Here is a 21,071-nt window from a genome sequence, read left to right on the forward strand (position 1 = left end):
CATTCTATCTCATTATCCTTGGTAGTTTGGCTGATTTTTAAATATCTTAATCAAAAATCAATTAGAGGTTTATCATTTATAAAAATAGGTTAAAAATACTAACATTGACGGTGAGTCTATACAAATTCCATTAATTTGATATGATTGATTTTGTTGTCAAAAAATGAATAAGGTAGGTGTACATATCGATGATCAATCGGATTTTTCTGATAGCGGTTATTCTTGGGGTGCCGCTATCTGTTATTGGGCACATGATGCACTGGTCAGATGTTCTTATGTTTATTATTTACTGTTTAACAATCATTGCCCTCGCAGCTTTTATGGGAAGAGCTACAGAGAGCTTAGCTGTTGTAGCTGGTCCTCGAATAGGCGGTCTATTGAATGCTACCTTTGGTAACGCTGTAGAATTAATCATTTCGATTTTTGCTTTAAAAGAAGGCCTTACAGCCGTGGTGCTTGCATCGTTAACCGGTTCTGTATTAGGAAATCTCCTTCTTGTAGGCGGTCTTTCATTCTTTATCGGGGGACTTAAATTTAAGCGTCAAGAATTTAATGTCTATGATGCAAGACATAATTCTGGATTATTGATCTTTGCCGTTATCGTTGCGTTTGTTATTCCTGAAGTGTTTGCTAGCGAAATGGACGAAGCGAAGACCATGTCTCTAAGTGTCGGAATTTCCATTATTCTCATCATCTTATACTTAGCGGCGTTATTCTTTAAGCTGGTCACGCATCGAGGCGTGTATCAGCATAAAAGTGAAGAAGTGGAAGAACATGAGGAGCCAGAGTGGTCAATGTGGAAAGCGATTGCGGTTCTCTTTTTGTCTACGTTAGCGGTGGCTTATGTATCCGAAAGCTTGGTAAGTACAATCGAAATTGTCTCGGAAAGCTTTGGCTGGAGTGAGCTGTTTATCGGGGTCATCATTGTAGCGATTGTTGGGAACGCGGCAGAGCATGCTTCCGCTATTATTATGGCTGTTAAAAATCGCATGGGTGTAGCTGTTGAAATTGCTGTTGGATCAACTTTACAAGTAGCGATGTTTGTAGCACCAATATTAGTACTTGTTTCGCTAATGTTCGAAAGCCAAATGTCTCTTGTTTTTACTTGGCCTGAGTTGATTGCGATGGTAACAGCCGTATTTTTAACGATTGCGATTTCTAATGACGGAGATACAAACTGGTTTGAAGGCGCAACTCTTTTAGGTGCTTATATTATTATGGGAATTGGTTTTTATCTCATTTAAAAAAGAAACGTTCACTTTATGTGGACGTTTCTTTTTTGTGAGTGAATAGAAGAATTTCCCTTTTGGTATTCAGGATAAAACAGGGGATGTTTGAAAAAACTATGGTTGCATTCATTAACGATGTTGAAAGGAGTTTCTAGATGTTACGTAAATTGCTTTTATTTGTGTTTACCATCATTATTTCGTTTTCATGTTCAACGAAGATCGCCATTGCAAAAACAGCTCAGCCTACCATCAACGTGCCTTCTTCAGCTTTAAATATTTCAAAAGAAAATACGTATCCAAATGCTAGTCAAGACACGCCTTATTTGCAGCCGAGTGAGTTCACAAAAGAGCTCATTGAAACGTCAAATGTAAAAATTGAAAACCCTGATTTAATTCGTATATTAAATGAATCAAACATTTCTAAAACTCCATGGGCAATTGGATTTAGAGCAACCATTTTTTTAGGACAGTGGCCGTTAAATTATGAATCAACAGAAACAAACGTTAACTGGCAGCACCAGCGAATCAATACGAATCATTATGATAACAGAGCAGGAAAAACTCAGTACAAAATGATGTACAGTCAGGAAAATCAAAGCCATGTAAAAGGCGGATTAACGGCAAAAGTGCCTCAGCCTGATCATGTTAAACAAATGATGCTAATTGAAGCAGCTAAAAAAACAAAGCTCACTTTATCATTTCAAACGTTTGTAGGTGCCGGAACGAAAAAAGACCAGGTGTATAACGTAGCTCCTAAAAAAGTAGGTTATCTCTATGCGTACACGCCTGCTGTAAGTGAAAAGGGAAAAGTAACGTATGGGGAAGTATATGTAACGGTAAAAGGCAGCAAGCGTTCAATTGTGGTGAGAAATGTAACGTCTCAAGGAATTGGAGCATGGATTCCAGTACAAGATTATGTCTCCTTAAGTTTCGGGGCTTACGATCAGCCGAGATAACAAAAAAGAGATTCCAGTGGTGGAATCTCTTTTTGTTATTTTGTAATGTTCGCTTGGAGTTTGCTAAAATCAGTATCTTGATAATAGCTGTTTTTTACCAAAATATTAGGTCCCAAACAAGAGACCGCTGAACAATGGCAGCTAAGTTCTTTAGAAATTGTGCTTTGCTGCCACGTATCAAAAGCGTCTGTAAGCTTTGTATCTTGAATGTTGCCAAGAGGAGGCGTATCACCAAAATCAGTTACGATAATATCTCCGTCGAAAATATTTACATTTAGGCGAGAACGTCCGTCTGGATCGTTTCGAACGGTTACATTTTTACTGCTATACAAGCGCTGTAAAAGCGTTAAGTCTTCCTCGTTATTACTGCATGCATAAAACGGCAGCGTGCCGAATAGCATCCACACATTTTCATCTCGAATATCAAGAAGGTGATGAATCGCTTGACGCATTTCAGGAAGAGATAATGTCTCTAAGGTGCTGGCAAAGTCACTTGGATACATAGGGTGTACTTCGTGACGCTGACAAAGCATTTCATCCACAATTTGACGATGAATTTTTTCCATATGAGGAAGCGTACGTTTATTTAACATCGTTTCAGCTGATACCGTTACACCTGCTTTTACAAGCGCGCGGCTGTTTTCAATCATACGGTCGAAATATTTGGCGCGCTGCTCATAAGTAGGCTTTCGCTCCATCATTGCAAAGCCAGCTTCCACAAAATCGTCCATCGTTCCCCAGTTGTGAGAAATATGTAAAACATCTAAATAAGGAATGATTTGTTCGTAACGAGCAAGATCTAATGTTAAATTTGAATTAATCTGTGTACGGACACCTCGTTCGTGTGCATACTTTAATAAAGGCACCACATAATTTTTCACAGAAGATAGAGACATCATAGGCTCTCCGCCCGTGATGCTTAACGCTCGAAGTGTTGGAATTTCATCGAGACGTTTTAAAATTAAATCAAGAGGCAGTGCGTTTGGGTCTTTTGGCTGCAGCGTATATCCAACTGCGCAGTGCTCACATCGCATATTACAAAGCGTCGTTGTTGTAAATTCAACGTTTGTGAGCGTCGGTTTGCCATATTGTTTCATATCTAAATACGCTTCCCACGGATCGAATTCCGGGGTAATTCGTTGTAAAGTGGCCATAAAAAAACTCCTTTTATTTTTCCGTAAAGTGAAATGATGATGAAAACATCTCACGGTCCGTCCTGCTAGACTAAATTATACGTCCCATTCAAAACGGACACCAGTGACTATTATGGATTTTATTGCTTTTAGTTGTCAAATATGAAAGTATTCGTTAGGATATAAGGAAATACGAATGAAAAGCTACATCAGGAGGGTTTAAAATGGGAAACGCCGTTCGAGATAAAGATTCACAAGTACGTTATTTAAAAGATCGTTTAAATATGTTTGTACATGTATTAGACTCTATGGAGCCTGAAAACACAGATCTAGAAGATATTGACCGTTTGATTACAATGATTGATGACTTAGAAGCAAAATGTGAGCAGTTTAAAAAAGATAAAGAATGAAGAAGAAAAAAGCGCTAGAAAAACTAGCGCTTTTTTGCTTGAAGTAGAAATCCTCCTATAAAGGTCTTTCGAAACAATTTTTGAAGGAGTATAATAAATTTTGAAAGTTGTACGACAGATAGATAAATACATACATTAGCGGGATATGGGAGGAATTAAGTGATGATTGAAGCTTTAAAACAAAGCATGTACGATTTAATTGTTGAAACATCTACAAAATTGCCAAAAGACGTTCGACGTGCTATCGCAAAGGCAAAAGCGCGTGAAAATGCAGGAACGCGTGCAGCAATGTCTTTAGCGACCATTACCAATAATATTAAGATGGCGGATGATAATTTATCGCCAATTTGTCAAGATACAGGTATGCCAACATTTAAAATTAAAACCCCTGTAGGAGTGAATCAGCTTCAAATTAAAGAAGCGATTTATTGGGCAATTGAAGAAGCAACAAAGCACGGAAAGCTTCGCCCTAATTCTGTAGATTCGTTAACGGGAGAAAACAGCGGTAATAATTTAGGCGGAGGCACGCCGGTTATTAAGTTTGAACAGTGGGAAAATGACTATATTGATGCGCGTCTTATTTTAAAAGGCGGCGGCTGTGAAAATAAAAACATTCAGTATAGCCTGCCTTGTGAAGTAGAAGGGTTAGGCCGAGCTGGCCGTGATTTAGACGGTATTCGTAAATGTGTGATGCACTCAGTATACCAAGCGCAAGGCCAAGGCTGTAGCGCCGGCGTCATTGGTGTTGGAATCGGTGGCGACCGTACAACAGGCTATGAATTAGCAAAAGAGCAGCTGTTCCGAAACTTAGATGACGAAAATCCAAACGCTCAGCTGAAAGAATTAGAAGAGTATGTAATGGAAAATGCTAATAAGCTAGGAATCGGTACAATGGGCTTTGGCGGAGAAACGACATTACTTGGCTGTAAAGTCGGCGTAATCAATCGTATTCCTGCTAGCTTCTATGTGTCAGTTGCGTATAACTGCTGGGCTTACCGTCGCTTAGGTATTAAAATCAACGCTGATACAGGAAGCGTTCAAGAGTGGCTGTATCAAGAAGGCGAAGAAGTAGATTTTAATAAAAATGCAGGTGCAGAAGAGAAACAAAATGCGGATGAAACAAAAGAAGTTGTATTACAAGCACCTATTACAGAAGAGCAAATTCGTGAATTAAAAGTTGGTGACGTAGTGCGCATCAACGGTATGATCTACACGGGACGCGACGCTATTCATAAACATTTAACAGACCACGATGCGCCAATTGATTTAAATGGACAAATCATTTATCACTGTGGCCCGGTTATGTTAAAAGACGAAGATGAAAAATGGCACGTAACCGCTGCAGGACCAACAACAAGTATCCGTGAAGAACCTTACCAAGGAGATATTATGAAGAAATTTGGTATCCGCGCGGTTATCGGTAAAGGCGGTATGGGTCCTAAAACGCTTGCTGCTCTTCAAGAGCACGGGGGCGTATACTTAAATGCTATCGGCGGAGCTGCGCAGTACTATGCTGATTGTATCAAGAGCGTAGAAGGCGTTGATTTGATGCAGTTCGGTATTCCTGAAGCAATGTGGCATTTAAAAGTAGAAGGTTTTACAGCTGTAGTGACGATGGATTCACACGGAAACAGCTTGCATGCAGATGTAGACAAGTCTTCATTTGAAAAGCTTGAGCAATTTAAAGAACCGGTATTTAAATAAACATACGTCGGGAACGTATGGTAAAAAGTAACGTTCATGAACGAGAAAATTGAGTGGATACTAAGCGTAAAATGACTTCCGAAAGGAGCTTCTTATGCGCCGGTTCACCTTTTTTCTCGTTTTTTTATTCGTGATGTCAACAGGCATAGCATCTGTTGAAGCACAAATGTATCCAAATACTCCGATCAGCTGGGGATTTCAAAAAAGTAAAAATCACAAGCCCGCATCCGCAGGTACAGCTTATGAACAAATTCTTGCTAAGTATGATGCGTTTTACCTCGGCGATACAACTAAAAAAAATATTTATTTAACGTTTGATAACGGTTATGAAAATGGTTATACCCCGCAGGTATTAGACGTGCTCAAAAAAAGAAAGGTTCCTGCGACGTTTTTTGTAACAGGACACTATTTAAAAGAAGAGCCTAAGCTAATTAAGCGAATGGTAAAAGAAGGGCATATTGTCGGCAATCATTCATGGCATCACCCTGACTTAACTCAAGTGGATGATGCACGTTTTAAAGAGGAACTGCAAAAAGTAAAAGATGAATACAAGAATATTACCGGTCGTGATGAAATGAAGTATCTCCGCTCACCTAGAGGTGTATTTAGCGAACGAACGCTAGCTCTTTCAAAGCAAGAAGGCTATACGAACGTATTTTGGTCACTAGCATTTGTTGACTGGAAAGTGAATGAACAAAAAGGCTGGCGCTACTCATACGACAATATGATGACTCAAATACATCCAGGTGCGATCATGCTTCTGCATACCGTTTCAAAGGATAACGCAGATGCGTTAGATCAAGCGATTGTGGATTTAAAAAAGCAGGGCTATACGTTTAAAAGCATTGATGATTTAATGAACGAACGTAAACAATTGAAGAAAAGTCCTTCTAAAACGAAATAAAGATAAAAACCGACGGGAATATTTCTTCTGTCGGTTTTTTGCTGTTGAAGTGTTATAATATGCGTTGATGTCTTTTTTAAAGCGATACGGTCCAATAGGTTTTAAGCAGCTAAAGACCGTTAATAACTATATAAAGAATTTAAACTAATCGGAGTTGGTCTCATGAATAAACCAAAAACTGAAATGAAAGTTCAAAAAGGACAAACGTTTCCGTTGACGATAAAAAGACTCGGTATTAATGGAGAAGGCGTAGGCTATTTTAAGCGCCAAGTCGTCTTTGTACCGGGAGCATTACCGAATGAAGAAGTGGTTGTAGAAGCAACAAATGTTCAGCATAAGTTTGCCGAAGGGAAAATCAAGCGAATTCGCAAAAAATCTCCTCATCGCGTAGAAGCACCCTGTCCGATTTACGACCAGTGCGGAGGCTGCCAGCTTCAGCACTTATCTTATGAAGGTCAGCTAGAATCCAAGCGGGATATTGTTCTGCAAGCGTTCGAACGTCACAGTTCATTAAAAAAAGTAGAGGAAAAAACTCGCCAAACGATTGGTATGGAAGATCCGTGGCGCTACCGTAATAAATCTCAGTTCCAAGTCGGCGTGGACAAACAAAAAGTCATTGCTGGTTTGTATGGACTGAATTCTCACCGCTTGATTGATATTGAAAACTGTCCCATTCAGCATAAAGCTACAAATCACGTGACAAAAGAAATAAAACGAATTTTACAAGACCTTCAAATTCCTATCTACAATGAGCGTAAACGCCGTGGAATTGTGCGTACCATTGTATCTCGAGTAGGGTTTGAAACGGGTGAAGTTCAAATTGTCTTGATTACGGCTAAAAAAGAAATTCCGAAAAAAGAGCTGCTGATGAAAGAAATTCAGCGCCGCCTGCCGGAAGTGAAATCGCTCGTACAAAACGTAAACGGCCAAAAAACATCGCTTATCTTTGGAGACGAAACGTTTACGCTCGCTGGAAAATCGGTGATTCAAGAAACGTTAGGTGATATCTCATTCGAACTTTCAGCGCGTGCATTTTTCCAGCTGAATCCTCTTCAAACGGTGAAGCTATACGACGAAGTAAAAAAAGCAGCTGCGCTAACAGGCAGTGAAAAAATCGTAGATGCTTACTGCGGAGTAGGGACAATTGGCTTATGGCTTGCTAAAGATGTCAAAGAAATTCGCGGAATGGACACGATTGAAGAATCCATTGTAGACGCGCGAAAAAATGCCAAAGATCATGGATTTGAACATGCCACGTATGTAACAGGTCCGGCTGAAAAATGGATGCCGCAGTGGGTAAAAGAAGGCTGGAAGCCAGACGTTATCGTCGTTGACCCGCCGCGAACAGGCTGTGATGACAAGCTTCTAAAAACAATTTTACAAGTAAAGCCAAAGAAAGTGGTTTACGTATCTTGTAATCCATCCACATTAGCCAAAGATGTGCAGCAGCTGTCGAAGGCTTATCATGTGGATTACATTCAGCCTGTGGATATGTTCCCTCATACGGCGCATGTGGAGAATGTAGTGAGTTTGACGTTAAAGAAGTAAATAGATGAAGAGTAAAGGGCAGATTTGGTTCTGCTCTTTTTTTATTTGAATTGGACTCTTGTTGGAAGAAAAAATATTCTAATATATCTAATTTGAATTATTGGAAAGTTATGTTTTAGAAAGCATCCGAGCACCGAAAAGAAGTTTTATTAGTACTTATATTTCGGTAAATGAACTGAAATTTCATTTTTAATAGAGATGATAAACGCCAATCTAGTCTTGAAAACCCACACCCTCAACCACCCCAAGAATACTATAGTAATAAAACTACTAAAAAGTATATACAGAGGGGCAGAGGTCAAATGGACTCAATGTTTTTGAAAGGTCTTACGGGTAAAGTGGTAACGCCGAAAGACCCCATTTATGAGGAAGCTCGTCAGGAGTGGAATCGTGCTATTGATAAATTTCCGCTTGTGATTGTGTACTGTGAAAAAAAGCAGGATGTTGTAAATGCAATTCAATGGGCGCGCAAGCATCGTGTAGACATTCGCATTCGATCTGGCGGTCATCATTATGAAGGGTATTCTACGGGTGAATGTGTATTAGTCATTGATATCAGTCGGTTAAACGGGTTGAAATTGGATAGGAAACGGAACATCTTAAAGATGGAGGCAGGAGCAAAGAATACGGAAGTGTATGATTTTATCGGTTCGAATGGATATGTGTTTCCAGGAGGAACGTGTCCGACTGTTGGGGTGTCTGGCTTTACGCTCGGAGGAGGCTGGGGGCTTTCGAGCAGACTTTACGGATTAGGTTGTGACAGCTTGATAGAGCTAGAGTTGGTCAATTATGAAGGAAAGATTATTAAAGCAAACAAATCGTGTAACGCGGATCTTTTTTGGGCATGCCGAGGTGCTGGTGGCGGTAATTTTGGCGTTGTGGCAAGCATGACGTTTCAGCTTCCAAAACCGACGAACAGCTCTGTGACGCTTGTTCGCTTCTTTTATGTAGGTACTACAAGAGAAAAACAGGCACAAGTGATGAATATATGGCAAAGCTGGCTGCCTGAATTGGACAAACGTATGACGCTAGTTGCCAGTTTTTATAATGCAGAAGGGGAAGGATTGGGCATATTTGCGAACGGCTTCTTTTACGGATCTCCAGAAAGAGCTCGAAAGATCTTGCAGCCTTTTGCAGAGGTGGAGGGGTTCCGAGTCGAGCTAGAGTCATTATCTTTTCTTGAAGCGGTACAAAAGATAGAAGCAACCTATCCTCCGTCTGAAAAATTTAAGTCAACGGGAAGATTTGTGCAAAGAAGTTATTCAGTTGGCGAGCTTGAAAATCTTGCAGATCTCATACAGCGTCCAGCAGAAGGGTCCGTTTACGCCGCGATTTCTTTTTATGCACTAGGAGGAGAAATTCGCAGTGTTGGTAACAGAGAAACGGCCTTCTTTTACAGAAACGCTAGATATATTCTGGGCTTTCAATCTGTATGGACAGACGATGCGTTTGCACGAGCAAACAGAGAGTGGCTGTATAAGCGATTTCAATATATTAAACGTATTACGAAAGGCTCCTATGTGAATTTCCCTATCAGCAACCTTAGAAACTACGAGTATGAGTATTTTGGAGACAACGCAGAGCGGTTAGAAAGAGTAAATAAAAAGTACGATCCATTTAACGTATTTAGGTTTCCGCAGGGACTCAGGTAGCATGTAGAAAAGGATACTAAGTTGACGATTGAACCTGTTTCATTACCTTCTTTCGAAGAAGGTAAATAAATGAAAGTCATCTTTCTTGTTGACAAAGCATCCAACTGGTATTAGAATAAACAACTATTCGACAGTCATTATCTTGATCGGAAAATTTAATACGTAGAAAGCTATGATTGCTATGGATCACACTATAGCAGGAGCAGCTTCTGGAGAGATCGCGATAGTTTCGCGACGCCGAAGGGTTCACAATCTCAGGCAAAAGGACAGAAGAGTACCGGATATTTATTTGGCATGTTACTAATTGGTAGCATGTACCATAATATTTGTTATTCTTATGACCATGAGATTGGAGCGCATCCAATCTCTTTTTTTATTGGACTTTATTTTGTAGTCCGCACGATCGCATCAAAGGTTTTATTGTTAGGAGGAGTTAGAGTTGGAACAACGAGAATTAAAGAGGGATTTATCCAATCGTCATGTTCAGCTAATCGCGATTGGAGGAACCATTGGGACGGGATTATTTTTAGGTTCTGGTAAAGCCATACAGCTTGCAGGTCCCTCTATCATCTTTGCTTATTTAATTGTGGGTATTGCGCTTTTCTTTGTGATGAGAGCGCTAGGAGAACTACTGCTGTCTAAAGCAGGTTATCAATCGTTAACAGATATTGCTGAAGAGTATCTTGGACCATGGGCTTCATTTGTCACAGGGTGGACGTACTGGTTTTGCTGGATCATGACAGCTATGGCTGATGTGATTGCCGTTGGCGTATATGTGAAATATTGGTTCAATATTCCTCAGTGGATTCCTGCACTTATTTGTGTAATCATTTTATTAGGACTTAACTTATTAACCGTAAAATTATTTGGAGAATTAGAGTTTTGGTTTGCTTTAATAAAGGTTATTACGATTCTTGCGTTAATTGTTATTGGCGTTATTTTACTGGTAATCGGATTTAAAACAGATGCAGGATCCGTTACGGTTCAAAATCTTTGGAATCATGGAGGACTGTTTCCAAACGGTGTTTCAGGTTTCTTACTTTCATTCCAAATGGTTATTTTCGCATACGTCGGGGTTGAATTGGTAGGGGTATCGGCAGCGGAAACATCAAATCCCCAAAAAAATATTCCATCGGCGATTAATAAAATTCCGCTGCGAATCTTATTTTTCTATGTTGGAGCGCTTATCGTCCTTTTATTTATTAACCCGTGGATGGAATTGAATGCAGCAGAAAGCCCATTTGTTAAAACCTTTAGTTTAGTCGGAATTCCGCTTGCTGCTGGAATTATTAATTTTGTTGTATTAACTTCAGCCGCTTCTGCTTGTAATAGCGGAATGTTTTCAACAAGCCGTATCTTATATAACTTAAGTAAAAATGATCAAGGGCCATCTACGTTTGCAAAACTGAACAAAAACCACGTACCAAGCAACGGATTGTTTGTATCTACGCTGGTTATCTCGGCGGGAGCTTTGTTAAGCAAACTGATACCAGATCAAGCTTTTGGCATCGTAACAACCATCAGCGCTATTTGTTTCATTTGGGTGTGGAGTATCATTTTGATTTGCCATCTAAGATATAAAAAAACACGTCCGCAGCTGCATGCAGCATCAACATTCAAAGCACCGTTAACACCATTTATAAACTATGTTGTGCTAGCGTTGTTTGCAGTGATTCTTATTATTATGCTGTTTTCTGATGCGACGCGCCCAGCCTTATTGTTGACACCCGTTTGGTTTATTCTCTTATTTGGTTTTTACGGAGCTAGAAGGAAGAAGAAATAGTAAATGGGTGACCTCATCATTTCGTGATGGGGTCTTTTTATTGGAAGATAGATAATTGATTTCTACTGTATGAAGAAAATGCAGTAAGCAAAGTTTATATAAGAACCCTAAAAAAATTTTAGCAGAAAATACAGTGAAAAAGCTCATAGTTTTCTGATAGTAATGTAGAACCAAATGCTTTTCTTCTATGTCTAAAGGTGGAATTCTATCATTTACATGGAAAAGTTTTCATTTTGCAGTACAATGGAGGTAGACTTCATTGAATTAAGGTGAACAAACATGAAATGGTTTAAATCTCATACGTTTTGGAAAATCTTCACGATTAATGTGCTTCTTATTTGTACCGTACTGACGCTAATGTTTATAGTTTCAAGAGTGATGCTGCCTAATATTTCTCAAGATCAATATCGACAGGTAACTGATAAAACCGTCAAGAGAATGAAAGAGCAAATTAACATCGTTATTAAAGATATTTGGAGCTTGGGCGACGAGGTACAGCAAGATCCTATTTTTTTATCAGATGATGAACAAGAGATAGACAAAGAACTGCAGAAAATAGTTAATATTTCACCGTATATCGATAGCGGAACCATTTTTAATACAAAAGGGTATGTGGAGCATTATTACCCAGATGATTTAAAGAGTATGAAGCACGTGAACTTAAGTAAAAGAAAATATTTTCAAGAAGCGCTGCGAACTAAAAAAATATATTTAAGCGATGTCGTTTCAGCAGACACAAAGCATTACATTGTGGTGATGGCAATTCCTATTTTGGATGAGCAGCAAAATGTAAAAAAAGTTATAAATTTAGCGCTGCGCATTGAAGAAAATAAAAGCTTTCAATCCATTTTTCAAACGTTCGATATAGGAGAGAACGGCTATACGTTTATTGTAGACCGCAATGGTAGAATTATTTCACACCCTGAGAAACAGAGAATCGGTGAAAATGCCAGGGAAAATGAAATCGTTCAGGAAACGATGAATCATAAATCAGGATATCAGCGCGTTGTGAACACCGAAGGTAAGTACTTCTTTGCGTCATTTGAATATATTCCTGTTTTGGATTGGGGAATTGTCGCTGAATTACCCGTTGAAGAAATTTACAGGCCTTATGAAACGTTTGAAAAAACGCTTTGGACCGTTTCAGGTATTACAATTTTACTGCTTTCTTTTTTTACTGCGTTATATGCAAGGCAAATTGTGAATCCTATTCGTAAACTATATGAATTGGCGGGACAAGTAGCGCGCGGGAATTTTAATCAAAAAATTCCGGAACGAGAAATTGAGCGGGGGGAAATCGGTACTTTATCTAAACAGTTTAATGAAATGATTAGCTATATACGCCATTCTAAAGCAAATTTACAGCAAAAAGAAAATCAGCTGCAGGAACAAAAAACGTTTTTAAGACAAGTCATTGACATTAATCCAAGCTATATTTATGCCATTAATCAAAAAAGGGAGTTCATTCTTGTTAATGAATCTTTTGCGATGCTGCTAGGTGAAAAATCTGATGACTTGATTGGACAACCAATTGATAAATATCAATTCAACCTTCAATCAGATCTTTTATATAAAGGGACGTTTTCAAACTGTACGCAAAAAGGGATGGTATTAGAAGAACAGTTTAAAGATTCGAAAGGAAACCGGCGCTGGGTCGAAACAGCAAAACTTCCTATTATGAATGAAAAACAGGAAGTGATTCAAATGCTGTGCGTATCGACAGATATTACGGAGCGTAAAAAAGCAGAAGAGAAGCTTAGAACTTCTGAGAAGCTTGCCGTTGTAGGAGAACTTGCAGCTGGAGTTGCTCACGAGATCAAAAATCCTTTGACTTCTTTAAAAGGTTTTGTTCACTTATTAAAAGAACAAAATCCCAAAGATGCTTTGTATATAGATATCATGGAAACTGAATTAGAACGAATGAATGGAATCGTAGAAGAATTTTTGATGTTAGGAAAACCTCAGGTTATGAATGTTGAACCCTTAAATATGCAAGCGCTTGTTCAAGAAGTGTGCTCGCTTCTTGAACCTGAAGCAGTAGAAAAAAAGGTAGCTTTCATATTTGAAAGGGATGAGCAATTACCGCAGGTATATGGAGATAAAAATCAGTTAAAACAAGTATTTATTAATATTATTAAAAACTCTATCGAAGCAATGCCTGAAGGAGGGGGTATTCATATTACGATTAAAGCAAAAGAAAACCACCTTTGGCTGCAGCTTGCTGATGAAGGGCAAGGTATTCCTCCTGAACGGTTAGCGAAGATAGGTGAGCCTTTTTATAGTACAAAAGAAAAAGGTACAGGTTTAGGGCTGATGGTCAGCTATCGGATTATTAAAGCTCATCATGCGCAGATGACATTTTCTAGTCAGTTAAATCAAGGAACAAGTGTGGATATATTGTTTCCAATCATAAAAAAGTAGGGGAAGTTCCCCTACTTTTTATTATTATACTTATAATATATCAAAAGCTTTCATGTTACTAAAACAAACGAAAGTGCTAAAGAAGATATCCACAGGTTAACAAGAAGTTAACTGCTGAATTGTATAGGATATTCACAACTTTATCCACATTATTCACATTTTTTCAGAAAATTTACATAAAAATTACCCACTGTCATTTCAAGTTATGAAAGCGGTAATATACATATCTGATAAAGTTATGCACATTATCCACATAATTGTGGGTAAACTTTGTGGATATAGTAAAGTATTAAAAAATCGTAAATCATACGCATGAAATCTTCGCGTTATTATCTTTACATAATATAAAATGTCCTTCCGATACACAGTGTACAGAAAGGACGTTGGGATGATCAAGCGTTGGATAGAGATGTTTTGCCTCACTTATTTTTTCGTGTAGCCGCCTGCACGGTCTGCTTTTTTAAACTCGCGGCCGTAATAGATTTCTTGAGCGCTACTTAACGTATTTTTTGCGTTTTCTTTTCGTTTTTTTTCAGACATAAAAAAACCTCCAATTAACGTTTTTCGATCATGCTACTTATTTTTTCCAGAATCTCTCGTTTTTAATCATAAAAAAAGCTCTCCGTGTAACGGAGAGACTCTTACGCTTCTTTAAGCTGGTGATCTTCTTGAACGTCTTGTTCGTGACGCAGGTAGTATAATGTATACAAGTCTTTTGGAATTTCGTATAAATCATATACGTCTTCATGTTGATTAATTTCATCGTATAAAGCTTTGTGTGTTTCATTCGCAAGTACTGCATAAGGCAGTTTTTCGGCAGCCTTAATAGACCTGATGTTGATTTTGCGGATTCGCATAAAAATTCGCTCTATATTTAACTCAAAGAACAGTTCATTAAAGAACGCTTCTTTTGCAATTTGATTATATCCTTTTCCATGAAACGGTTTGCCAAGCCAAGTGCCTAAAAAACCAGCTTGATCCTGTACATCAAATAAATTAATGGTGCCGATAGGGTTACCCCATTCATCTAAAATCGTGCGAGAAATAATTTCTCCATGATCTTCTGCTTCCATCGTTTGTTTAGTCACAAATAAAAATTCTTCATAGGAATGGGCTTTATGACGAACAAAAGGGAAGACATCAGGATGTACCATGAGTTCGTATAGAGATTGACAGTCATTTAGGTCACGTTTTTTTAACATAACTTTTCCCTCCTGATCGAGGGTATATACAGACTCCAATCAAGTCCCCACCCTCGAAATTTTTTAATAATTAAAAAAATTTCGGGGTGGGAATCGAACCCACTAGAACCAGTTACCTGGTGGCGCACCATTTGCCTTCCCATTACAAGTCAACAAACATAAAAAGTCAACGTGTGATGTTTATGCTTTTGTGAAATTCACATGCTTCTAAACGTATCATACTAAAAAAAATAAAAAAAGAAAATAGGTAAAATGTTAATTTTTTTTAAATAATATTTTACCATCTATCATGGTAAAAATAGGCTTTGCTAAGTAGTGAAAGGGATGATGGCTCCATAGCACTAAATCAGCGTCTTTTCCTGCTTCGATACTGCCGATTCGATGATCAATACGGAGATTCCGAGCAGCAGTAATCGTGATGCCTTCTAATGCTTTTTGCTCTTCGAGTCCTTCACGTACGGCAATGGATGCGCAAATATTTAAATACTGAATAGGCGTATAAGGATGGTCCGTTGTAATGGAAACTTCTACTCCTTCATTGCAAAGAGCTTGATAGGTTTTCCACGTTTTATTCTTAAGTTCAACCTTTGAGCGGCGTGTTAAAGTTGGACCTACGCTCACTTTTAAATTTCTTCCACCCAGCTCTTTAGCAATTAAATGGCCTTCTGTACAGTGCTCAATACGGACGTCTAAATGAAATTCATCTGCTAAGCGAAGAGCTGATAGAATATCATCGGCTCTATGAGCATGAATCCGAACTGGAATTTCTCTATTCAGTGCTTGAGTGAGAGGTTTGATGCGCAAATCATCTTTGTTGTCACTGCTTGCTGCGTGATAAAAGGCTTCTCGCAGCATCCCCATAATACCCATTCGCGTAATCGATTCTTTATTGCCGTGGCTGTGAATTCGTTTTGGATTTTCTCCTAGCGCAATCTTAAGTCCAGCTGTCTCTTGAATTAACATTTGAGAAATGCTTGTTCCAGCTGTTTTAATAACGGAAGTTGTGCCTCCAATCACATTTGCACTTCCTGGCATAATGTGTACAGACGTAATACCCGCTTCAATGGCATCTTTAAACCCAGGATCTAAAGGATGTACACTGTCAAAAGCTCGGATATGTGGAGTCATAGGTTCAATGGTTTCGTTAGCATCATTCCCGGCCCAGCCGGTTCCTTCATCATATAATCCTAGATGTGTATGAACATCAATAAATCCAGGGAATAAATAACGCTGTTTGCAGTCAATGACTTCTACTCGAAGAGGTGGCTGCAAGTTTGGCCCAATTAAAACAATTTTTCCATCTTGAATGAGCACATCACTATTATAAATAGGTTTTGACGTAATAGGATAGAGCGTTGCATTTTTTAAGAGAATGGTTTTCATAAAGTTACTCCTATCTATCGGCAGCTTAGTCACCTGTTTTAGGGAAATAACAGAAAATAACTAGAGTAAATCTCGCAATGCATCTTCTAATACAGTATATGTAAAAATGTAATTCTGTTGAATCAATTTTTCAGGTAAAACGCGCTGTCCCTTTAAAATAATCATACTCATTTCTCCCATCAGCAGCTGAAGGCCAAAGCTAGGTACGGGCATCCAATGAGGACGATTCAACACTTTTCCAATCGTCTTTCCAAACTCTTTCATTTGAACGGGATTTGGGGCAGTGACGTTAACAGCTCCCTCTATTTGTTCGGTATGAATACAGTAATCAATGATCTTCACGACGTCTTGAAGATGCACCCAAGACATCCACTGTTCTCCGGAACCGACTGTTCCTCCTGCAAATAATTTATAAGGAAGGGCCGTAGAAGGAAGTGCTCCGCCATCTTTCCCTAATATAACGCCGAATCTTGTTAAGACAGTACGAATATTGATTTCCATGGCTTTTAGCGCTTCATTTTCCCACTTTTTTACCGTTTCAGCCAAAAAGTCTGTCCCGATCGATGGAGAAGCTTCTGTGAACGTTTCTTTCGTTGATGTCCCGTAATAACCAACGGCGCTTGCATTTACATAAAGTGACGGTTTTTCGGGTAAAGAAGCCATAATGCGAAGAATTTCTTGAGTAGAAGAAAGGCGACTTTCCACGATGGCTTTTTTGCGTTCGTCCGTCCAGCGGCCGCTGTTAAGTGAAACGCCAGCTAAATTGATAAAAACGTCTGCTCCTTCTACATGCTCTTCAGGTTGGCTGTTTTCTTGCATCCACTCTACATATTTAAGTTTCGGATCTCTTGCAGCTTTATCTGCATTGCGTGTTAAAATATATACATAATGTTTTTGTGTTAAAAAATGTTTTGTTAAAGCTTTACCTACGAATCCAGTTCCTCCAGCAATAACAATTTTCATACGAACTTCCTCCTTTATTGAGATAAATAAAAACGTGTATGATACGTTTGGCGGTTCTTCAGCCATCAATTTAAATAAGAAATATGAGGTGAAGGTTAATGCCTGTTGTCACAAAGATCACAACGCAAAAGAATAGCGGTGAACGTTATAATGTGTATTTAGATTACGGTAAAGGTGAAGAGTTTGGCTTTGGTGTTGACGAAAATGTCCTCATCAAATATGACTTAAAAAAAGGTCGTGAGCTTGATGAATTTGAATTAACGGAAATTCAGTACGCAGATGATGAGAAAAAAGCTTATAATTTAGCGATCATTTACTTATCTTATCGAATGCGCTCTGAAAAAGAGGTACATGATTATTTAAAGAAAAAAGAAATTAACTCTACTATTATTCAACAAGTTATTCAGAAACTAGTCAGCCACCGTTATTTAAATGATGAAGAGTTTGCAAAAGCATTTGTGTTAACTCAGATGAACACAACACCAAAAGGACCAAATGTGATTCAAAGAGAATTAAAAGAAAAGGGGATTTCTGATTCCATTATTACCCTTAGTTTATGTGAATACCCTGAAGAACAGCAAATTCAAACTGCTGTAAAATTAATTGAAAAGTTAAAAGGGAAATATAAAAAATTATCTCAAGTAATGATGAAACAAAAAATGGAACAAGCATTGGCAGTGAAGGGCTATTCGTTTTCTGTTATTCAAGAAGCATTTCAGCGAACGGATACAGAAAAAGAAAGCGATGAGGTTTGGGAAGCTCTGCAATATCAAGGAATGAAAGCTCATCGTCGTTTTTCAAAGTATGAAGGCTGGGAATATCAGCAAAAAATGAAGCAGGCTCTTTATAGAAAAGGATTCTCCATTGAACAAATTCAATCATTTCTAGATTCTATTGAAGAGGAATAGAGCGGGGAAAAAAGTATGTTAGTTGAAGGAAGATCCGAACGATGAATCGAGATTCTTGATAGAGAATCCAACTCGTTCGGATTTTTTTATTGTGATGCTTCAATCTTTTTAAAACAAAATATCTTCTGAGTCATTCTGCTGTTTATAAATAATCTCAGCGATTTCTGAAGCTGAGCTCAAGCGGCTTTTATCTTTAATATGGTTGTTGTGATCCCAAAAAGGAGTATTCATGCCTCCCATATAAGCTGCCGTCACATGAAGGTTGGTATCTTGGTACTCCACTTTTAAACTTTCTGTAAATCCCCTTACGCCAAATTTACTTGCCACATAGACGCTTTCATTGGCTTTCCCTCGAAGTCCTGCAGTTGAAATGATATTCATAACTTTAGGTTCAGGTCTCGTCAAGAGATGAGGCATAAGCGCTTGCGTTAAAAAAATAGTTCCTTTTACATTTGTATCGATGACTTCATCGATTGCTTGTTTTGTATAATCTATCAAAGGACCAAAATGTCCAATGCCTGCGTTGTTGATAAGGATATCTACTGAATGCTGCATCAGCAGTTTTTCTACAGATTTTCCTACTTCTTCATACTGTGTAATATCTACAGACATCGTATATACGTTTTCTCCTAGCTCATGCTGCGCCTCAGTTAATTTCTGTTGATTGCGTCCAGCTAGAATGACGTTGCAGTCTTTTGCGTAAAGTTTTGCGAGTTCTTTTCCAAGACCCGTCGCACCGCCTGTGATTAGCACTGTTTTCATTCCCAAAACTCCCTTTTCATAGTCTCCCTTTAGTTATACCTTTTGTTATAATAAAATGAAAGCAAACAAGGGGGAAAACAGCATGTCTGAAAAACGTTACAGTGATATGACGACGTATGAACTTCAACAAGAAATTGGGTCTCTTCAAGAAAAAGCACGAAAAGCTGAACAGCTTGGCATGGTCAATGAGTATGCAGTATTAGAAAGAAAAGTAACAATGGCTAGATCGTACTTATTGGATCCTGAAACGTTTCAAGCAGGGGAAGTATATGAAATTCAAGGAGATCCGGGTTCATATTTTAAAATTGATTATATGAACGGAGTTTTTGCATGGGGGTTTAGACTTGGTTCACCGCAAAACGAAGAGGCATTGCCTATTTCCATGTTGAAAAAATAAAGGGACGAACAAGCAGCACGAAATGTGCTGCTTGTTTGATATCTATATTCGCTTTACTTTTAAACAAATAAGCAAAGCAAGCGGTTATTCTTCGCGCTCATTAGAAGCATGCATACGTTCTTGCGGATGCGTATTGATCGTTCCATTTGCACGTTTTGAAGCGTATTCTGCTTTTGCTCGAGGTTCGCCTTCAAACTTAGTATGATGTTGGTTTGTAAAATCTTTTGCTTTATTGCGCATCGATACCTCTCCTTTTACAACAGAAAGCGTTGCGGTTATGATATAGTACATGAGGGAGTGAATAACTCCGCATTTATAGTGTAAGTTAAAAGTGCAAACATACTCATAAAGAATTTTGGTAATCGAGGTGTTCTTATGAACGATATATTCGAAAGATTAACGAATCAGCTATTAAGCAAAAATAGTTCGCTTTCATACGCTCAAGCCCGTACATGGGTCGAACTTTTCTGGGAAGATTTTGAGTCATCTTACGCAAAAGCAGGATATGATTATAAAGGGAAAGAAGCGACGGAAAAGGTTGTTACGATGTACATCAACAGCTACGGTGACAAACTTCATGAAATCGCGGTTAAAAACCCTAAATATCAGCATTTATTAAATAACGATGACTATTTAAAACATTAAATAAAAACGAACCGTCTTCTCAAGACGGTTCGTTTTTGGGTTTCATATTTGTTCTTGTTATGATTAGTGCGGGAGGTAATCAAGCTTTTTACGCAATTTTTTCTCACTGAAAATCCAACCAGTGTACGAACAAATAATATTTAAATCGTAATCAAGCTGGACCACGGCTACAAATGGATAGTAGTCTTTGCTGCGGTAGCGTAAATCAATAAAGCGCACTTCAATGTGGTCGTTATATTCGTCCAGTTCCCATCTATAAATAGGTGAAAAGGAAAGAAAAGCAGATAAATTTTCATCTTTTTTCGCTACTTCAATTACGGCCGATTCAGGAATTGGAACTTTATCAAACGTATCATAAATAAAAATTTCTTCTCCGATTGCTCTTCCTACATGAAAGTACTTTTCGGTCGTCACGGCTAAGTGCCAGTGAGTGAAACGCAGCGTAGGAGAGATATTGAGCTTGATAACATCAGGAAACTGTTTTCGAAGCTTCTTGGCGATTTGGTGGCGCATATAAAAGCGCAGTCCATAGTAAAACGCCAATAACACATATAGCGTAATGAATGTTGGTCCTGGCTCTGCTCCAATAAACCAGATTAAAATTGCGAGCACGTGGGCTGAGAAAATCACGTAATCAAACGTGTTGATTACGCCAAGAGCAATCCATTTATTTGTGAAAGGCCGTAAAGCCTGCGTGCCATAAGCGTTAAAGATATCAACAAAAACGTGAATAATGACGCCTGCAAAGGTCCACATCCATAGGTGCAGCAAGTTAGCTCCTGGCAGCAGAAGCGAAAGAATGAACACGATAAGCAAAGGCCATAAAATAACAGCCGGGATAGAATGTGTAATTCCACGGTGATTGCGGATATACTGTGCATTATTTCGCAGCTTTAAAACAGTGTCTAAATCAGGTGCTAATGACCCGGCCATTACGCCAATCATCACAGCATCCATTGTGGCTGTATTCGCAGATACAGTGGGGTCTAATGTTGCAAGGCCGCCCAGAGCGATTCCCATTGCAATGTGTGTACCAGTATCCAGAGCGAACTCCTCCTTTGTAAGATGATG

At 38.6% G+C, this 21,071-nt stretch carries 20 protein-coding genes and 1 riboswitch; of the genes, 12 read left to right on the plus strand and 8 right to left on the minus strand.

The features are described 5' to 3' along the window. Positions 1–188 precede the first annotated feature (188 nt). Positions 189–1,244: a calcium/proton exchanger gene (cax, locus tag ACH0CI_RS23520; RefSeq protein ID WP_034263745.1), complete on the plus strand. Its 1,056-nt coding sequence runs from the start codon at positions 189–191 to the stop codon at positions 1,242–1,244. 140 nt (positions 1,245–1,384) lie between these two features. After that, positions 1,385–2,185, plus strand: coding sequence for a YfkD famly protein (locus ACH0CI_RS23525; RefSeq protein WP_028412446.1), 801 nt, complete (start codon positions 1,385–1,387; stop codon positions 2,183–2,185). A gap of 35 nt (positions 2,186–2,220) precedes the next feature. Here ACH0CI_RS23525 and yfkAB read toward each other — a convergent pair whose 3' ends face one another. Next, complete coding sequence (gene yfkAB / locus ACH0CI_RS23530) at positions 2,221–3,339, minus strand: radical SAM/CxCxxxxC motif protein YfkAB (protein ID WP_034263747.1); 1,119 nt, start codon at positions 3,337–3,339, stop codon at positions 2,221–2,223. 203 nt (positions 3,340–3,542) lie between these two features. Here yfkAB and ACH0CI_RS23535 point away from each other — a divergent pair, with 203 nt between their 5' ends. The 7 genes from ACH0CI_RS23535 to ACH0CI_RS23565 all read left to right on the plus strand — a co-directional run bounded on the left by ACH0CI_RS23535 (position 3,543) and on the right by ACH0CI_RS23565 (position 13,740). Then, on the plus strand, positions 3,543–3,728 hold the full coding sequence (locus ACH0CI_RS23535) for an SE1561 family protein (RefSeq protein WP_013081532.1): 186 nt from the start codon (positions 3,543–3,545) through the stop codon (positions 3,726–3,728). Between the two features lie 162 nt (positions 3,729–3,890). After that, positions 3,891–5,432 (plus strand): fumarate hydratase, encoded by a 1,542-nt coding sequence (locus tag ACH0CI_RS23540; protein WP_098627107.1) that lies wholly within the window; start codon positions 3,891–3,893, stop codon positions 5,430–5,432. A 94-nt stretch (positions 5,433–5,526) separates the two neighbouring features. Then, positions 5,527–6,336 (plus strand): delta-lactam-biosynthetic de-N-acetylase, encoded by an 810-nt coding sequence (pdaA, locus tag ACH0CI_RS23545; RefSeq protein ID WP_034263749.1) that lies wholly within the window; start codon positions 5,527–5,529, stop codon positions 6,334–6,336. Between the two features lie 162 nt (positions 6,337–6,498). Beyond that, positions 6,499–7,884: a 23S rRNA (uracil(1939)-C(5))-methyltransferase RlmD gene (gene rlmD / locus ACH0CI_RS23550; protein ID WP_406902352.1), complete on the plus strand. Its 1,386-nt coding sequence runs from the start codon at positions 6,499–6,501 to the stop codon at positions 7,882–7,884. A 302-nt stretch (positions 7,885–8,186) separates the two neighbouring features. Further along, the gene (locus ACH0CI_RS23555; RefSeq protein ID WP_406902353.1) at positions 8,187–9,536 is read left to right on the plus strand and encodes an FAD-binding oxidoreductase; all 1,350 of its coding nucleotides are present in this window, start codon (positions 8,187–8,189) and stop codon (positions 9,534–9,536) included. 199 nt (positions 9,537–9,735) lie between these two features. Further along, positions 9,736–9,816, plus strand: a riboswitch (glycine riboswitch). Positions 9,817–9,975: 159 nt separating this feature from the next. Then, positions 9,976–11,319, plus strand: coding sequence for an amino acid permease (locus ACH0CI_RS23560; RefSeq protein ID WP_028412440.1), 1,344 nt, complete (start codon positions 9,976–9,978; stop codon positions 11,317–11,319). Between the two features lie 279 nt (positions 11,320–11,598). Then, positions 11,599–13,740, plus strand: coding sequence for a PAS domain-containing sensor histidine kinase (locus tag ACH0CI_RS23565; protein WP_028412439.1), 2,142 nt, complete (start codon positions 11,599–11,601; stop codon positions 13,738–13,740). Between the two features lie 423 nt (positions 13,741–14,163). On the opposite strand, the gene ACH0CI_RS23570 is transcribed toward ACH0CI_RS23565, so the two are convergent. The 4 genes from ACH0CI_RS23570 to ACH0CI_RS23585 form a co-directional block, all read right to left on the minus strand. Next, positions 14,164–14,280 (minus strand): YfhE family protein, encoded by a 117-nt coding sequence (locus ACH0CI_RS23570; protein ID WP_013055148.1) that lies wholly within the window; start codon positions 14,278–14,280, stop codon positions 14,164–14,166. A gap of 101 nt (positions 14,281–14,381) precedes the next feature. Next, positions 14,382–14,942: a GNAT family N-acetyltransferase gene (locus ACH0CI_RS23575; protein WP_013055149.1), complete on the minus strand. Its 561-nt coding sequence runs from the start codon at positions 14,940–14,942 to the stop codon at positions 14,382–14,384. Positions 14,943–15,197: 255 nt separating this feature from the next. Beyond that, on the minus strand, positions 15,198–16,325 hold the full coding sequence (locus ACH0CI_RS23580; RefSeq protein WP_033580772.1) for an amidohydrolase: 1,128 nt from the start codon (positions 16,323–16,325) through the stop codon (positions 15,198–15,200). Positions 16,326–16,385: 60 nt separating this feature from the next. Next, on the minus strand, positions 16,386–17,288 hold the full coding sequence (locus ACH0CI_RS23585; protein WP_155008634.1) for a TIGR01777 family oxidoreductase: 903 nt from the start codon (positions 17,286–17,288) through the stop codon (positions 16,386–16,388). A gap of 98 nt (positions 17,289–17,386) precedes the next feature. On the opposite strand from ACH0CI_RS23585, the gene recX reads away from it, so the two are divergent. Then, entirely contained in the window at positions 17,387–18,196 is an 810-nt protein-coding gene (recX, locus tag ACH0CI_RS23590) for a recombination regulator RecX (RefSeq protein WP_098999469.1), read from the plus strand. A 108-nt stretch (positions 18,197–18,304) separates the two neighbouring features. Here recX and ACH0CI_RS23595 read toward each other — a convergent pair whose 3' ends face one another. Further along, complete coding sequence (locus tag ACH0CI_RS23595; RefSeq protein ID WP_406902354.1) at positions 18,305–18,958, minus strand: SDR family NAD(P)-dependent oxidoreductase; 654 nt, start codon at positions 18,956–18,958, stop codon at positions 18,305–18,307. Positions 18,959–19,040: 82 nt separating this feature from the next. On the opposite strand from ACH0CI_RS23595, the gene ACH0CI_RS23600 reads away from it, so the two are divergent. Then, the gene (locus ACH0CI_RS23600) at positions 19,041–19,355 is read left to right on the plus strand and encodes a YfhH family protein (RefSeq protein ID WP_028412434.1); all 315 of its coding nucleotides are present in this window, start codon (positions 19,041–19,043) and stop codon (positions 19,353–19,355) included. Positions 19,356–19,439: 84 nt separating this feature from the next. Here ACH0CI_RS23600 and ACH0CI_RS23605 read toward each other — a convergent pair whose 3' ends face one another. Beyond that, positions 19,440–19,595 carry a small, acid-soluble spore protein K gene (locus ACH0CI_RS23605; RefSeq protein ID WP_028412433.1) on the minus strand — a complete coding sequence of 52 codons (156 nt, stop codon included), beginning with the start codon at positions 19,593–19,595 and terminating at the stop codon, positions 19,440–19,442. Between the two features lie 135 nt (positions 19,596–19,730). On the opposite strand from ACH0CI_RS23605, the gene ACH0CI_RS23610 reads away from it, so the two are divergent. Beyond that, positions 19,731–20,000: a YfhJ family protein gene (locus ACH0CI_RS23610; protein ID WP_028412432.1), complete on the plus strand. Its 270-nt coding sequence runs from the start codon at positions 19,731–19,733 to the stop codon at positions 19,998–20,000. Between the two features lie 63 nt (positions 20,001–20,063). On the opposite strand, the gene ACH0CI_RS23615 is transcribed toward ACH0CI_RS23610, so the two are convergent. Beyond that, entirely contained in the window at positions 20,064–21,044 is a 981-nt protein-coding gene (locus ACH0CI_RS23615) for a metal-dependent hydrolase (RefSeq protein WP_028412431.1), read from the minus strand. Between the last annotated feature and the right edge of the window lie 27 nt (positions 21,045–21,071).

Source organism: Priestia sp. 179-F W1.4 NHS (genome assembly GCF_045369295.1).
Lineage (GTDB): Bacteria > Bacillota > Bacilli > Bacillales > Bacillaceae_H > Priestia > Priestia zanthoxyli.